Annotated in this window: 14 protein-coding genes and 1 pseudogene; 11 read left to right on the top strand and 4 right to left on the bottom strand. The window is 69.4% G+C overall.

The features are described 5' to 3' along the window. The first annotated feature begins 56 nt into the window (after positions 1 to 56). The 4 genes from RQI43_RS16325 to RQI43_RS16340 all read left to right on the top strand — a co-directional run bounded on the left by RQI43_RS16325 (position 57) and on the right by RQI43_RS16340 (position 3,204). Complete coding sequence (locus tag RQI43_RS16325) at positions 57 to 836, top strand: site-2 protease family protein (protein WP_311275815.1); 780 nt, start codon at positions 57 to 59, stop codon at positions 834 to 836. 56 nt (positions 837 to 892) lie between these two features. Continuing rightward, positions 893 to 1,147, top strand: coding sequence for a hypothetical protein (locus RQI43_RS16330; RefSeq protein ID WP_018041714.1), 255 nt, complete (start codon positions 893 to 895; stop codon positions 1,145 to 1,147). Between the two features lie 112 nt (positions 1,148 to 1,259). Then, positions 1,260 to 2,267, top strand: a complete 1,008-nt coding sequence (locus RQI43_RS16335) for an SDR family oxidoreductase (protein WP_311275816.1) — start codon at positions 1,260 to 1,262, stop codon at positions 2,265 to 2,267. A gap of 1 nt (position 2,268) precedes the next feature. After that, complete coding sequence (locus RQI43_RS16340; protein WP_311275817.1) at positions 2,269 to 3,204, top strand: alpha/beta hydrolase; 936 nt, start codon at positions 2,269 to 2,271, stop codon at positions 3,202 to 3,204. Positions 3,205 to 3,231: 27 nt separating this feature from the next. Here the strand turns inward: RQI43_RS16340 and RQI43_RS16345 are convergent, their stop codons facing one another. Beyond that, positions 3,232 to 3,582 carry a winged helix-turn-helix domain-containing protein gene (locus RQI43_RS16345; protein WP_311275818.1) on the bottom strand — a complete coding sequence of 117 codons (351 nt, stop codon included), beginning with the start codon at positions 3,580 to 3,582 and terminating at the stop codon, positions 3,232 to 3,234. Between the two features lie 207 nt (positions 3,583 to 3,789). Here RQI43_RS16345 and RQI43_RS16350 point away from each other — a divergent pair, with 207 nt between their 5' ends. The 7 genes from RQI43_RS16350 (at position 3,790) to RQI43_RS16380 (ending at position 9,939) form a co-directional block, all read left to right on the top strand. Next, positions 3,790 to 4,845 carry an NAD(P)-dependent alcohol dehydrogenase gene (locus RQI43_RS16350; RefSeq protein ID WP_311275819.1) on the top strand — a complete coding sequence of 352 codons (1,056 nt, stop codon included), beginning with the start codon at positions 3,790 to 3,792 and terminating at the stop codon, positions 4,843 to 4,845. 37 nt (positions 4,846 to 4,882) lie between these two features. Next, positions 4,883 to 5,668, top strand: coding sequence for a molybdate ABC transporter substrate-binding protein (gene modA, locus RQI43_RS16355; RefSeq protein WP_311275820.1), 786 nt, complete (start codon positions 4,883 to 4,885; stop codon positions 5,666 to 5,668). Between the two features lie 8 nt (positions 5,669 to 5,676). Further along, positions 5,677 to 5,886, top strand: coding sequence for a molybdopterin-binding protein (locus tag RQI43_RS16360; RefSeq protein ID WP_056422220.1), 210 nt, complete (start codon positions 5,677 to 5,679; stop codon positions 5,884 to 5,886). An 89-nt stretch (positions 5,887 to 5,975) separates the two neighbouring features. Further along, a complete protein-coding gene (locus RQI43_RS16365) occupies positions 5,976 to 6,359 on the top strand; it encodes a hypothetical protein (RefSeq protein WP_311275821.1) in 384 nt (127 codons plus the stop codon). A 385-nt stretch (positions 6,360 to 6,744) separates the two neighbouring features. Then, on the top strand, positions 6,745 to 8,088 hold the full coding sequence (locus tag RQI43_RS16370; protein WP_311275822.1) for a PLP-dependent transferase: 1,344 nt from the start codon (positions 6,745 to 6,747) through the stop codon (positions 8,086 to 8,088). 2 nt (positions 8,089 to 8,090) lie between these two features. Next, positions 8,091 to 9,152 (top strand): isopenicillin N synthase family oxygenase, encoded by a 1,062-nt coding sequence (locus RQI43_RS16375; protein ID WP_056422213.1) that lies wholly within the window; start codon positions 8,091 to 8,093, stop codon positions 9,150 to 9,152. Positions 9,153 to 9,312: 160 nt separating this feature from the next. Beyond that, on the top strand, positions 9,313 to 9,939 hold the full coding sequence (locus RQI43_RS16380) for a carbonic anhydrase (RefSeq protein WP_311275824.1): 627 nt from the start codon (positions 9,313 to 9,315) through the stop codon (positions 9,937 to 9,939). A 298-nt stretch (positions 9,940 to 10,237) separates the two neighbouring features. Here RQI43_RS16380 and RQI43_RS16385 read toward each other — a convergent pair whose 3' ends face one another. The 3 genes and pseudogenes from RQI43_RS16385 to RQI43_RS16395 form a co-directional block, all read right to left on the bottom strand. Further along, complete coding sequence (locus RQI43_RS16385; RefSeq protein ID WP_056422208.1) at positions 10,238 to 11,398, bottom strand: VWA domain-containing protein; 1,161 nt, start codon at positions 11,396 to 11,398, stop codon at positions 10,238 to 10,240. After that, on the bottom strand, positions 11,395 to 13,713 hold the full coding sequence (locus RQI43_RS16390; RefSeq protein ID WP_056422205.1) for a DUF5682 family protein: 2,319 nt from the start codon (positions 13,711 to 13,713) through the stop codon (positions 11,395 to 11,397). The genes RQI43_RS16385 and RQI43_RS16390 overlap by 4 nt, the downstream gene beginning before the upstream one ends. Continuing rightward, positions 13,706 to 13,890 (bottom strand): annotated as a pseudogene (locus tag RQI43_RS16395) (hypothetical protein); the annotation flags it as partial. The pseudogene RQI43_RS16395 and the gene RQI43_RS16390, both read right to left, overlap by 8 nt.

Consider the following 13,890-nt stretch of genomic DNA (forward strand, 5'->3'; position numbering starts at 1 on the left):
TGGGAACTCGACCCGCCGCCGCCGGTCCGTCGGTCCGAGGCTCCATCGGGGGTGAGATGTCGTCAGAGCTTCCGCCGAGCCAGGTTCGCGCCGCGACCGTGCCGATCGGCCCCAGTACGAACTTCCTGCTGATCGCCCTGATCTTCCTCGGGACCGGCCTCGCCATCGGCACCGGCGCCGTGGCGGGCTCGGGTGTGGCGTTCGTCTTCGTGATGGCCGGCTGGCTGCTCAGCCTGTGCCTGCACGAATTCGGCCATGCCTTCGTCGCCTGGAAAGGAGGCGATACGGACATCCCGCGCAGCGGCTACCTCACCCTGGACCTGCGTCTCTACGCCGACCCGCTCTCCTCCATCGTCCTGCCGCTGCTGTTCACGATCCTCGGGGGGATCGGATTTCCCGGCGGGCGCGTGTTCGTGAACACCCATCTCCTGTCCAGCAAGCTCTGGATCTCGGCAGTCTCGGCGGCCGGCCCGGCGATGAACGGCCTCGTCCTCCTCGCGCTGGCCGTGCTCTATTCCCTCACGGGCGAGGAATCCGACACGCTGCGGGCGGTTCTCGCCGTCTCCGCCCTGTTCCAGGGCACCGCCATCATCCTCAACCTGCTGCCGCTTCCGGGCCTCGACGGCTACGGCATCCTTCAGCCCTGGCTGCCCGAGCCGGTACGGCGCTTCGCCGATCCGCTGGCGGGACATGTCAGCCTGATCCTGGCGGGTCTCTTCCTGTTCTCCGGCGCCTTCGGCCCGGTGGTGTTCCGGATAAGCCTCCTCCTCATCGGCCTTCTCGGCATCGAGATCGTGGACGCGCGGGACGGCTACGGCTTGATCCGTCTCTGGTAAGGTGTCCGCGCCCGGCCTATGAGGCAGGGAGGGCGGTGCGGCCCACGGAGACGGCAATGGCCTTGAAGACGACGTTCGTGGTCCAGACCTTCGTGATCAAGCGCAAGCGCCTCGTGCCCGGTGACCGCGAGGTGGCGCCCACCGAGAGCGGCGCGCTGAAGAAGGCGGAGGCCATGTCCGGCCGCTTGCCCGGCACCGCCGCCCTGAAGGTGGTCGCCGACGACGAGACCGGCGAGCTCGAAAGCGCGACGATCCTCGGCCAGTTCGGCGAGGTGCCCGACGATTTCGCCGAGAGTCTCACCGGGGGCTGACGCGAGCGCGCGCGTGAAAACCGCGCAGGCCGGCGCTGCCGGCAACGCATTCCCGACTCATGCGTAGGTTTGGAGATTTTCCAACCCCTGCAGTGACCGGGAGAACGCGCCCATGAAACATAAACCCCTGCGCGAGCAGGTTATCGTGATCACGGGGGCATCGAGCGGTATCGGCCTCGCCACGGCCCGCATGGCCTCGGCGCGGGGCGCTCGCGTCGTCCTCGCGGCACGGAGCGCGGACGTCCTCGCACGCCTTCGCGAGGAGTTCGGCGGCGCCGGCCGTGCCGCCTCCGTCGTGGCGGATGTGGGACGCCGCGAGGATGTCCAGGCCATCGCCGACGCCGCCATCGCGACCTTCGGCGGTTTCGACACCTGGGTGAACGTCGCCGGCCTTACCGTCTATGGGCCGCTCTCTGAGATCGCCCAGGAGGACCACGAGCGGCTCATCCGGACCAACCTCTGGGGCACGGTGAACGGATCCCTGATCGCGGTCGAGCACCTGCGCCGGCGCGGGGGCGCGCTCATCAATGTCGGCAGCATCGCCTCCGACCTCGCCTTCCCGTTCCAGGGCCTCTACGCGACCTCGAAACACGCGGTGAAGGGCTTCACCGACACGCTGCGCATGGAGTTGATCGCCGAGGACGCGCCGGTCTCCGTCACGCTGATCAAGCCGGCCTCGATCGACACGCCACTCCCCGACCGGGCCCGCAACTACATGGACCGGCGGCCGGCTTTGCCTCCGCCCATCTATCCGCCGGAGGAGGTCGCCAACGCGATCCTTCACGCGGCGGAGCATGGCCAGCGCGACATCATCGTCGGCGGTGGCGGCAAGCTGTTCGTCATGGGCAAGGAATTCGCCCCCGGCGCCTACGACCGGCTGGCCTCCTCCATCATCGCGCTCCAGAAGCGCTCGGAGCCGGCGGAGCAATCCGAGGGGGCCCTGCACGCTCCGCGCGGCGCGGGCGAGGTGAGGGGCGCGCCGCCCTATCCCGTCATGCGGACGAGCACCTATACCCGGGCGACCCTGCATCCCCTCGTGGCCATGGGCACCGTGGCGGGCCTCGCCGCCACCGCCGCCGTGATCCTCGGCCGCAAGTCTTTGCCCGGAAGACGATACTGAGGTGGCGTTGAGGATCGATGCCGAACCAAGCCGCGATGCAGTTCTCCTCGAAGCGTCTCCCCCTCCGGTGACGCGATGGGGGGCTGTGCCGCCACGCCGCTTCCTCGACATCCCGGACGGGCCGAGGATCGCCTATGTGGAAGCGGGGTCGGGGCCGGACCTCATCCTCGTCCACGGCGCGGTGATGACCCTGGACGACATGTGGCTCGGGCCCATGGAAGCGTTGTCGCGGCACTTCCGCGTGGTCGCCATCGATCGGCCCGGCCATGGCGAGAGCGAGCATATCCGCCTGAGCGACGCGTCGCTCTGGCGGCAGGCCGATATCCTGCGGGAGGTCTCGCGCGCTCTGCAGCTGACCCGACCCATCCTTGTCGGCCATTCCTTCGGCGGTGCGGTCTGTCTCGCCTTCGGCATGGCCTATCCCGACGAGACGGGCGGCGTGGTCGCCATCTCGCCGATCTGCTTTCCCGAATTGCGCCTCGAACAGATCCTGTTCGGGCCGCGCGCCAGCCCGGTGGGCGGGGAGGCACTGTCGCGGATGCTATCTGGCAGCGACGCGATGCTGATGCCGTTGCTGTGGCGGGCCATGTTCCTGCCGCAGCGGATGCCGGAGCGTTTCGCCGCCGAATTTCCCTTCCGGCTCGCCGGCCAGCACCGCCGCCTCGTCGCCGATGGCGAGAACGCCAATCTGCTATGGGGGGATCTGTCCCGCAGCGCGATCAGTTACGCGACCTGCCGGGTGCCCGTCGCCATCCTGTGCGGCAGCGCCGACATCGTCACGAACCCGCTGGTCCATGGGCGTCAGGCCGCGCGCCTGATTCCGGGCGCGACCTTTCGCTGGCTGCATGGGCTCGGCCACATGCTGCACCATTTCGAGGTCGACGCGGTGATGGACGCGGCGCTGGACATCGAGCGGAGGCGGGGAGATGAGGCGTGACCGGTGCCGCTGGGGAGCGTTACTCGCTCATCGATGCCCCGTCGCAACCGCCGCCCGGTCGAGGGCGTCGAGGTACGGCGCGGCGGCTTTCTCCGCCGCCGCCTCGATGGCACGGTAATCGCGGACCAGAGCCGTTCCGAAGGCCGTGAGCCGTGCCCCGCCGCCGCTCCTGCCGCCGATCTGTGCTTCGACCACCGGTCGGCCGAAACCGGTGTTCAAGGCTTCGATCAGCGTCCAGGCGCGCCTGTAGGACATCCCGATGGCCCGTCCCGCCGCGGAGATCGAGCCGTGCTCGGCGACCAATTCGAGCAAGCGGACTTTGCCGGGGCCGAGGCGGTTCCCGGGGCCGAGATCGATCCGGATGCTCAATGTCGCCATCTATCTGCCCCTCGCCGGCCCACGCCCTGGAACCGTTCCGGTGAGGATCGACGATAGGCCAGGCGGTCGGGCGATCAATCCTTGAGCAACCGATATATCCGAATGTATATAGCGCTTGGCCGGGACTTCCGTCGATGACGGGGTCGGGCGAGGATGGGGCGGGGTGGCACAGGGCCGCCTCGGCCAGCAGATCGCGGAGATACGAGCATGTTCACCTGCACCGGCTACGCATCCACCAGCGCGGAAGCGCCGCTCTCGCCCTTCACCTTTGAGCGTCGCGACCCCGGCGCCTCCGATATCGAGATCGAGATCCTGTATTGCGGCGTCTGCCACTCGGACCTGCACACCGCCCGCAACGAATGGGGCGGCACGCTCTACCCCTGCGTTCCCGGCCACGAGATCGTCGGCAGGGTGACGCGGGTCGGCACGGATGTCTCGGCGTTCAAGGCGGGCGACCTCGCCGGCGTCGGCTGCATGGTCGCCTCCTGTCGCGAGTGCGACAGCTGCAGAGAGAGCCTGGAGCAGTATTGCGTGCCCGGCTTCACCGGCACCTATAACGGTCCCGAGCCGCAGACCGGCGGGCACACGTTCGGTGGCTATTCGAGCCATATCGTGGTCGACAGCCACTTCGTCCTGCGCATCCCCGAAAACCTGGATCTCGCCGCCGTCGCCCCGCTCCTCTGCGCGGGCATCACCACCTATTCGCCCCTGCGCCACTGGGGCGTGAAGGCCGGGCAGAAGGTCGGCGTCGTGGGGCTCGGCGGCCTCGGCCATATGGGCGTCAAGCTCGCCCATGCCATGGGCGCGCATGTGGTCCTGTTCACCACCTCGCCCGGCAAGGAGGCCGATGCGAGGCGGCTCGGCGCCTCCGAGGTGGTGATCTCGAAGGATCCCGGCGCCATGGCGGCGCAGGGCGAGACCTTCGACTTCATCCTCGACACCGTGGCGGCCGACCACGACATCAACGCCTATCTCGGCCTGCTCAAGCGCGAGGGCACCCTCGTGCAGGTGGGCGCACCGGAGAAGCCCCTCGCCGTCAACGCCTTCAGCGTGATCTGGCGGCGCCGCAACTTCTCCGGTTCGCTCATCGGCGGCATCGCCGAGACGCAGGAGATGCTGGATTTCTGCGCCGAGCACGGGATTACCTCGGATATCGAGATCATTCCCATCGACCAGATCGAGACGGCCTATGGCCGCATGCTCAAGAGCGACGTGAAATACCGCTTCGTCATCGACATGGCGTCGCTGCCGAAAGCCGCCTGACGACCCGTCCCTGTCTGCTTTCGGGAAGCTCCCCTCCATGCGCCACGCCCTCCGTGCCCTCATGCTCGCCGGCCTCGTCGTTCTGGCGCCTGCCGCCAGGGCGGCCGAGACGACCACCGTCTTCGCCGCCGCCAGCCTGAAGAACGCCCTCGACAATGCCGGCAAGGCCTTCACCGCCAGGAGCGGCGTCGAGGTGAAGGCGAGCTACGCTGCCTCCTCGGCCCTGGCGCGGCAGATCGAATCCGGTGCCCCGGCCGATCTGTTCGCCTCGGCGGATCTCGAATGGATGGACTACCTCGCAAAGAAGAACCTCATCCGTCCCGAGACCCGCGTGAACCTGCTCGGCAACCGCATCGTCGTCATCGCGCCGAAGGACGCCGCGACCGCCGACCTGCCGTTCACCGCCGAGGGCTTTTCCGCCGCACTCGGACCCGAGGGGCGTCTCGCCACCGGCGAGGTCAATTCGGTGCCCATCGGCAAATACGCGAAAGCCGCCTTCGAGAAGCTCGGCCTGTGGGGAGGCCTGCAGCCGCGCCTTGCCCAGGCCGACAACGTGCGAGCTGCATTGCTCCTGGTCTCGCGCGGTGAAGCGCCGCTGGGCGTGGTCTACGAGAGCGACGCCAGATCCGATCCGGGCGTGAAGATCGTGGGCGTGTTTCCGCCGGACAGTCATCCCCCGGTCGTGTACCCCTTCGCCGTCACGGCCGAAGCCAAAGGGGAGGGGGCGGCGAAATTCCTCGCCTTCCTGAAGAGCGCCGAGGCGAGGCCGTTCTTCGAGGCGCAGGGCTTCACGCTCCTCGGCCCCAACGCAGCAAAACCATAGGAAACGTCATGAAGATCAGCGCGCGCAACACCCTCAAGGGCAAGATCGTCGCCGTCGAGAAGGGCGCGACCACCGCCCATGTGAAGATCGAGATTGCCGACGGCACGGTCGTCACCGCCTCGATCACCAATGAATCGGTGGATGCGCTCGGCCTCGCCGTGGGCGGCGAAGCCTATGCCGTCGTCAAATCCTCCGACGTGATGATCGCCGTCGACTGAGCGATCCCATCCGCCTCATCCTGGCCGGCACCTTCGTTCCGCAGGAAGAGGCGGTCCCCCGCATGGGAGGTGAGAGGGGAGGTGACGCCGTGGCCCTGAACTTCACCCGGATGGGACCTGCCACCTGGGTCGCACGGATCGACCATATCACCCTCTACCTCGGCGACGAGAACGGCGAGGTGAGCCACGTCCAGGCTGGCCTGGCGACCAAGGTCGCCGCCTCGCTCCCGGCCGTGCGGGACGCGGCCTCGGCCTATCTCGACCTGTTCGTGAACAAGACGAAAGCCTGCGGCCTCGCAGACGAGCCGTGGTGGCTGGACGAGATCGAGTTCCGCGACCCCGCCGGGGAGGGCGGTGCCGCCTACGCACTCCATTTCACCATGAACGGTGACGATGGCGGGCTGTGGACGGTCGAGATGCGGGCCTTCGAGGACGAGCACCGCCCTTTCCGGTTCGAGCGGCGGCAGGGGTGAGGGGCGAGCCGGATTGGCAGTAGGGAGTCCATCGACGGTCCGCGCCGTCTTGGCCTTACCCGCGCATCGGCGGTGGTAGGCGGGCTCATGCCGGGTTTGAACGGTCTCTTCTTCCTCTCACCCTCGCCGCCGAAGACTTTGTGTCGATCCACCTCGAAAATCGAAATTCCATTTCGTTGACAGGGACGGCCCATGCCTCATGATACGGATGTCATCTTGAGCAGTCGCCGAGCGGCATAGTCGAAAGCCGGAATAGAATTCATCTTCGACGGAACTGTAGTTCCGATCATTCCGGTCGATGCTGGGATCACGCCGCTACTGCGAAGCGGTGACCGATATCCCTTGGCCAATGCCCCCGCCCCGTTCCCTTTCCCGGAGCCACCCCATGTCGAACCAGAACACGACGCCCACGTCGCCCCGGCCCGCCTCGCTTCACCCCGAGACGATTGCCCTGCATGCGGGCTGGCGCGCCGATCCGACCACGGGCTCGGTGGCGGTGCCGATCCACCAGACCACCTCGTTCCAGTTCCGCGACACGGCCCATGCCGAGAACCTGTTCGCCTTGAAGGAACTCGGCCACCTCTACACCCGTGTGACGAATCCCACCGTCGACGTGCTGGAGCAGCGCCTCGCCGCCCTCGAAGGCGGGGCGGCGGCGCTGGCGCTGGCGTCGGGCCAGGCGGCCTCCGCCCTGTCGGTGCAGAACCTCGCGCGGGTGGGCGACAACATCGTCGCCTCCACCGACCTCTATGGCGGCACCTGGAACCTCTTCGCCAACACGCTGGCCGAGCAGGGAATCGAGGTTCGCTTCGTCGATCCGGCCGACCCGGAGAATTTCCGCCGCGCCACCGACGACCGCACCCGCGCCTATTACGGCGAGACGCTGGCCAACCCGAAACTCGCGGTCTTCCCCATCGCGGAGGTGGCCGAGATCGGCCGGAGCTTCGGCATCCCGCTCATCGTCGACAACACCGCCGCGCCGCTCCTGGCGCGCCCGTTCGACCATGGCGCGGCGATCGTGGTCTATTCCACCACCAAGTATCTCGGCGGCCACGGCATCGCCATCGGCGGCGCCATCATCGATGGCGGTCGGTTCGACTGGACGGCCAACCCCCAGCGCCAGCCGGCCCTCAACACCCCCGATCCGAGCTATCACGGCGCAGTCTGGACCGAGGCGGCCAAGCCCCTCGGGCCCATCGCCTATATCCTGCGCGCCCGGGTCCGGCTGCTACGCGACCTCGGCCCGTCCGTCTCGCCGCTCAATGCCTTCCTCACCCTGCAGGGGCTGGAGACCGTGGCCCTGCGGATCGAGCGCCACAGCCGCAACGCGCAGGCCGTGGTCGATTACCTCGCCGCACGGCCCGAGATCGAGCGGGTCATCCACCCCTCGCACGCCACCGGCAAAGCGCGCGAGCGGGCGGAACGATACCTCAAGGGCGGCTATGGCGGCCTCGTCGGGTTCGAACTCGCGGCCGGGCGAGAGGCCGGCCGGCACTTCATCGAGGCCCTGTCGCTGTTCTATCACGTGGCCAATATCGGCGATGCCCGCAGCCTCGCGATCCATCCGGCCAGCACCACGCATTCGCAATTGTCCCCCGCCGACCAGCGCGCCACCGGCGTGTCCGACGGCTATGTCCGCCTTTCCATCGGCCTCGAACATATCGACGACATCCTGGCCGATCTCGACCAGGCCCTGGCCTCGGTCGGGTCCTTCGCGAAAGCCGCCTGACCATGGCGGCTTCCCCGCTGGCTTCGTGGGCGGCACCGGAATCCTCTGCTTCCGCCGCCTCGATCCCCCGTCTCGACCTGCGCCGGCTGGATGCCGGACCGGCCGAGCGGGAGGCCTTCCTGGCCGAGCTGCGTGATGCCGCCCGCGATGTCGGCTTCTTTCACCTCGTCGGCCACGGCATTCCGGCGGCGGAGATCGCCGAGGTCCGGGCCCTAGCCCGGCGCTTCTTCGCCCTGCCCCTCCCGGAGAAACAGGCCGTTGCGATGGTGCGCTCGCCGCATTTTCGCGGCTACACGGCGGCCGGACGCGAGATCACGCGGGGCGCGCCGGATTGGCGCGAGCAGTTCGATGTCGGCGCCGAGCGCGAGGCCCTGCCGCAAACCGCAGCCTCGCCCCCCTGGAGCCGTCTGCAGGGCCCCAACCAATGGCCGGTCGGCCTGCCCGAACTCCGCGTCGGCCTGCTGCGCTGGCAGGCGGCGGTGACGCAGCTCGGCATCCGCCTGCTGCGCGCCTTCGCCCTCGCCTTGGGTCAGCCGGAGGACGTGTTCGCCCCGATCTACCAGGGCGCGCCGAACCAGCACATCAAGATCATCCGCTATCCCGGCCGTGAGGCCACGCAGGGAGAGCAGGGCGTCGGCGCCCACAAGGATAGCGGCTTCCTCACGCTGCTGGTCCAGGACGGGCAGAGCGGCCTCGAAGTCGAGGGGCGGGACGGCTGGATCGCCGCCGAGCCGGTGGAGGGGAGCTTCGTCGTCAATATCGGCGAACTCCTCGAACTCGCCTCCAACGGCTACCTGCGGGCCACGATCCACCGGGTCGTCACCCCGCCGGCGGGGCGCGACCGCCTCTCGGTCGCGTTCTTCCTCGGCGCCCGCCACGACGCCACCGTTCCCTTGCTCGATTTGCCGCCCGACCTCGCCGCAGAGGCGCGCGGCCCGGCGAGCGACCCCGACAACCCGCTCTTCCACGAGGTCGGCCGCAACTACCTCAAGGGCCGCCTGCGCTCCCATCCCGACGTGGCGGCGCGGTTCTACGGCGACCTCGCCGTGACGGGGGGCGCATGATCGGCGGCCCCCGGCGCGTGATCTCCGGCCTGCTGAACGCGCTCCTCCGCGGTCCGCCCTGGCACGGCGACAGTCCGCGCGGCACCCCTGACGCCGCTCATCTCGGCGGTGTCGCCGCCATGTTCAGCCACGCCACCTTCCTCACCGAGGTTTCCCCTCCATGGCAGCCGACATCGCCGTCTCCGACCCGGAGCCACAGGCCTATCGAGACATCCGCGTGGCCAACGACCGCTACGCGGAGAGCTTCGACAAGGGCGACCTCGCCCTTCCGCCGGCCCGCCGCTTCGCCATCCTGACCTGCATGGACGCGCGCCTCGATCCGGCGAAATATGCCGGCCTCGGGGAAGGCGACGCCCACGTCATCCGCAATGCCGGCGGGCGGGCCAGCGACGACGCCATCCGCTCCCTGGTGATCTCCCACAAGCTCCTTGGCACCGAGGCGTTCTTCGTGATCCACCACACCGATTGCGGGATGGAGCTGTTCACCGATGCCGTCATCGGCGACCTCCTCGCCGACAGTCTCGACACGGCGAACTTCGACGGCACGGTCTGGTCGAACCCGCATCATGGCGGCGGCTCGCCGGCCGGCTACGCCATCGACTGGCTGACCATCCCCGAGCAGAGCCATGCCGTCACCTCGGACGTCCGGCGCATCCGCGCGCATCCCCTCGTGCCGAGCCGCATCCCGATCTTCGGTTTCGTCTACGATGTCGCCACGGGGCGCCTGAACGAGATCGCCGCAGCCAGCCAAGCCGGCCGGCCCACGCCGCCGCTCCATCTCGGGTAGGGGGAACTCCATGAGACGTGCCTTGTGGCCGATCCGCTCCCGCTCCCGCCGGATGCTGAAACGCAGGCTGCGGAGGGCGAGGGCGTTCCACCCGGCCCTGCTTCGCGAGCGAACCAGGCTCCCGGCCGAGGTGTCGGCCGACGAAACAGCTTCGGATTAGATGCGTCCCGCTCAAAGCCCTTTTGATCGGATGTCTCAGCGGATGCTCATGCCAAAGTCGATCGTCTGCCAAAGTCGATCATCCAAGCAGACCTCCTCATCTTGAGGTAACGCCCTGGACAACAACTCAAACAAGCTCTCAGCCGGGCGCGCCCGCCGCCGGGATCGCCGCGATGCCGGCTGAGGCGGCCCAGGCCGTGAGTTCCGATTTGCGGATCGCCGCCGCCATCAGGTCGGGGAACAGGTCTGGCGTGCAGGCGAAGGCGGGCACGCCCAACGCGGCGAGCCGGCCCGCCAGCGCCCGGTCGTAAGACGGCGCGCCCTCGTCGGACAGGGCCAGCAGCGCCACCACCTGCACGCCCGACGCCACCATCCGCTGCGCGCGCGCCAGGAGCCCGGCCTCGACGCCGCCCTCGTAGAGGTCCGAGATCAGGACAAGGATCGTGTCCTCGGGGCGGGTGATGCGGGATTCGCAATAGCCCATCGCCCGGTTGATGTCGGTGCCGCCGCCGAGCTGGACCGAGAACAGCACCTCCACCGGGTCTTCCAACTCGTCGGAGAGATCCACCACCTCTGTGTCGAACACCACCAGCCGGGTGGTCACCGCCGGGAGTGAGGCCATCACCGCGCCGAAGATGCTCGAATAGACGACCGAACTCGCCATCGAGCCGGATTGGTCGATGCACAGGATCACGTCCTTGAGGCTGGCGCGCTGGCGCCGGCCATGGCCGAACCGGGTCTCGGGGATGATGGTGCGATACTCGGCTTGGTAATGGCGCAGGTTGGCCCGAATGGTCCGGTTCCAGTCGATCTCCGCATGGCGCGGGCGCCGGTTCACGCTGGCGCGATCGATGGCTCCGGTCACCGCCTGGCGCAGGGGTTCTTCGAGCTTGCGCATCAGGGCCTCCACCACCTTGCGCACCACGAGGCGGGCGGTGTCCTTGGTCTTGCCGCCGAGCAGCCCGCGCATGGAGATCAGGGTCGAGACGAGGGCGACGTCGGGGACCACCGCCTCCAGCATCTCGGGCTCGGTGAGCATGCGTTTGAGGTCGAGGCGCTCGAAGGCGTCGCGCTGCATCACCTGCACTACGGAGGCCGGGAAATAGTCGCGGATGTCGCCGAGCCAGCGCGGCACGGAGGGGGAGGAGGCACCGAGGCTGCCCTTCCGGTCGGAATCGTAAAGGGCGCCGAGCGCCCGGTCGATGCCGACATCGCGGCCCGACAGGCCGCAGCCGGTGCCGTCCGCCGCGCCCCCGCCGAGGACGAGGCGCCAGCGGCGCAGGCGCTCGGTGTCGCTCATGGCGTGTCCTCCGTCGTCTCGTCCCCACTCGGCGCCAGGAGAAGGCGCAGGATCGGCAGCACCCTGGCGGCGCGTTCGGCATCGAGGATGCGGCCCGATCCTTCTTCGTCGGAAACACCCGTCCCATGGCGGTTCAAAGCCTCGCCGATGGCGCGTCGCTCGCCCTGCGAGATCGTCGCGAAGGTGCGTCGCAGGAGGGGCAGCAATTCGGCAAAGAGCGTCCCGTCGAGGCCGGCGAGCCATTCGTCGAGGACCGCGAGCAGGGTGCCGCCGTGGATCAGGACCGTGCCGCTCTCCTCCAGGAACCCCTCGATCCAGGCGGCGGCCGCCACCGTGCCGGATGCGCGGGACAAAGCGAGGCGAAGCCGGTCGCCGGCCTGCTCCGCATCGAGGGCCCGGTCGTCGAACAGCAGTCGCACGGCGCGTCCGACGACGCGGCCATGCACATGGCTCTGGTCGGCCAGGCCGTGAAGGGCCTCCTGCCAGACCGCCTTCAGGTCGGGCTCCTCCAACAGCGAGATCGCGGCATGGACGCCGACGATCCGCGCCTTGGCGGCGCTCGCTGCATCGTCGTCGAGGCTCTGGCAGGCCGCCGTCAGTCCTGCGGCGGCGCGGGGCACGAGCCCGCGCACCACGCCCAGCACCGGCTCCGTGTCCGAAGAGCGTACCGAGCCGTAGCGCGCCAGTTCGGCCAGGGGCGGCAGCGCCTCCATGAGGTCGAACACGTCCGCCGAGACTGCGGCGCGGTCGTTGAGGGCGCGGATCACGTCGTCCGTGGCTCCGGCGAGATCGGCGTCGAGGAGCGTGCCGATGAGGCCCGACAGCTCCGCGACGCGGGTCGCCTCGCGGGCCCGCCTGCGCACCCGGCTGCCGGCGGCCTCGGCCACCGTGCCGCCATCGGCGGAGGCGGCGACTAGATCCACCACCCATTCGGGCTGCCAGGACAGGAACCACGCCTCCTTGAAGGTGCCGCGCCCGCGCGCCTGCTGACGCCGGCCCCAGGGGATGCCGATGAGATGGAGCCGGTTGAGGAAATGACTGCGGGCGAGGTCGTTCTCCTTGCGCAGGTCGAGGATGAGTTCGCCCGCGACCGCCTCCGGCTTTAGGCGCAGGCTTTTGCAGGTCGCGGCGAAATCTGCCTCCACCGGCGTGCCGGGACTATCCGGTGGGGTCGCGCCCAGGCGCTCGCCGATGACGAGCTTGCGCCGGATCAGGGCCATCGGCGCCGGATCGGCGAAGCACAGGGTCGCCTGCGCTGCCTCGTGCAGGTCGTCGAGGGAGGGGCGTGCCCGGCCCCGGAACCCGGCCAGCGCCTCGGCGAGACGGGCTGCCTCGATCACGGAGGCCGGCGAGGCGTCGAGGTCTTCCGCGCGGAGCAGGGCCGCCGCGCGAGCGAGCCACCGCGCTGCGACACGGCCCTCGTGGTTCCACAGGGTGTCGTACCATTCGGGCGAGAGTACCCCGGCCCGGTAGCCGCTGGCTGTGGCGAGGCGCTCGTATGACCAGGGCGCCCAGGCCGCGGCGACCTTGGTCCGAGGCAGTCCCTTCAGGGTCGCCGCGTCGAGGCCGACCTGTCCCTTGGCATCGTGGCGCGCCAGCGCCGGGGCGTGCCAGGCGCCGCAGATCACGGCGATGCGGGCAAAATCCTCCCGTGCCGCCTTGCGGAGGCAGGTGCGCATATGCGCTTCGCGCGCCTCCTCGCGAAACGCGTCCCCGTCGGCGTCCTGGCCGGGAGCGGTCTCCGCGCCCTCGCGCAGGGCCGTCATGGCCTCTTGGATCGCCGCGAACACGTCGCCATCCTCGCCCGTGCGGCTCTCGACGAAGGCATCCCACCAGCGCTCGCCATCGGGGAAACCCGCGACCTCGGCCAGTTCGCCGAGGGGATCGCGCCGAACGGCGACGGAGGGCGCCTCGCTCGCCTCGGCGGGCTCAGGCGTATCGAGCTCGGCCGGGGCCGTCTCGCTTTCGGGCGCCTCCCCCCTCGTTTCGAACCCGTCGGCGAGCTGGATCGCGTGCGGCAGGTCGATGAAACGCAGGGTCGCCCCATGGTCGAGGCCATGCCGCATGGCCACCCATTCGGGCGAGAAGGCCGCGAAGGGGAAGAAGGCGCAGGTCTGCGGCCGGTCCGCCCGGTAGACGAGCAGCGCCACCGGCGGTGTCATCGCCGGATCGGCGACGAGCGGGATCAGGGCGTCTGCATCCGGCGGCCCTTCGATGAGCAGGCAATCGGGCCGGAACGCATCGAGGGCCGCGCGCAGCGAGCGGGCCGAGCCCGGCCCGTGGTGGCGGATGCCGAAGATCCGAACCTCAGGCATCGCGGCCGGGGGTGGTGGGACGAAGGCTCATGGCACGCTCGTTACTCTTGGGTGGGGTGTCGCGGTGGATGGCGCGCGGGGCTTTCCCTCCCCCCTCTGCGGGGGAGGGTGGCCCTCGCGTGAGCGAGGGTCGGGAGAGGGGAGCGCCGTATCCGGAGAGGTCGCCCCCTCTCCCGC

This window comes from Methylobacterium sp. WCS2018Hpa-22 (assembly GCF_031843785.1).
Classification (GTDB): Bacteria; Pseudomonadota; Alphaproteobacteria; order Rhizobiales; family Beijerinckiaceae; genus Methylobacterium.

What these genes read in the sequence shown, in the direction of transcription:
- RQI43_RS16370 (WP_311275822.1), top strand. Translation starts at nt 6,745, where the DNA reads ATGTCGAACCAGAACACGACGCCCACGTCGCCCCGGCCCGCCTCGCTT.
- RQI43_RS16380 (WP_311275824.1), top strand. Translation starts at nt 9,313, where the DNA reads ATGGCAGCCGACATCGCCGTCTCCGACCCGGAGCCACAGGCCTATCGA.
- RQI43_RS16390 (WP_056422205.1), bottom strand. Translation starts at nt 13,713, where the DNA reads ATGCCTGAGGTTCGGATCTTCGGCATCCGCCACCACGGGCCGGGCTCG.
- RQI43_RS16330 (WP_018041714.1), top strand. Translation starts at nt 893, where the DNA reads ATGGCCTTGAAGACGACGTTCGTGGTCCAGACCTTCGTGATCAAGCGC.
- RQI43_RS16385 (WP_056422208.1), bottom strand. Translation starts at nt 11,398, where the DNA reads ATGAGCGACACCGAGCGCCTGCGCCGCTGGCGCCTCGTCCTCGGCGGG.
- RQI43_RS16335 (WP_311275816.1), top strand. Translation starts at nt 1,260, where the DNA reads ATGAAACATAAACCCCTGCGCGAGCAGGTTATCGTGATCACGGGGGCA.
- RQI43_RS16375 (WP_056422213.1), top strand. Translation starts at nt 8,091, where the DNA reads ATGGCGGCTTCCCCGCTGGCTTCGTGGGCGGCACCGGAATCCTCTGCT.
- RQI43_RS16345 (WP_311275818.1), bottom strand. Translation starts at nt 3,582, where the DNA reads ATGGCGACATTGAGCATCCGGATCGATCTCGGCCCCGGGAACCGCCTC.
- RQI43_RS16325 (WP_311275815.1), top strand. Translation starts at nt 57, where the DNA reads ATGTCGTCAGAGCTTCCGCCGAGCCAGGTTCGCGCCGCGACCGTGCCG.
- RQI43_RS16360 (WP_056422220.1), top strand. Translation starts at nt 5,677, where the DNA reads ATGAAGATCAGCGCGCGCAACACCCTCAAGGGCAAGATCGTCGCCGTC.
- modA (WP_311275820.1), top strand. Translation starts at nt 4,883, where the DNA reads ATGCGCCACGCCCTCCGTGCCCTCATGCTCGCCGGCCTCGTCGTTCTG.
- RQI43_RS16350 (WP_311275819.1), top strand. Translation starts at nt 3,790, where the DNA reads ATGTTCACCTGCACCGGCTACGCATCCACCAGCGCGGAAGCGCCGCTC.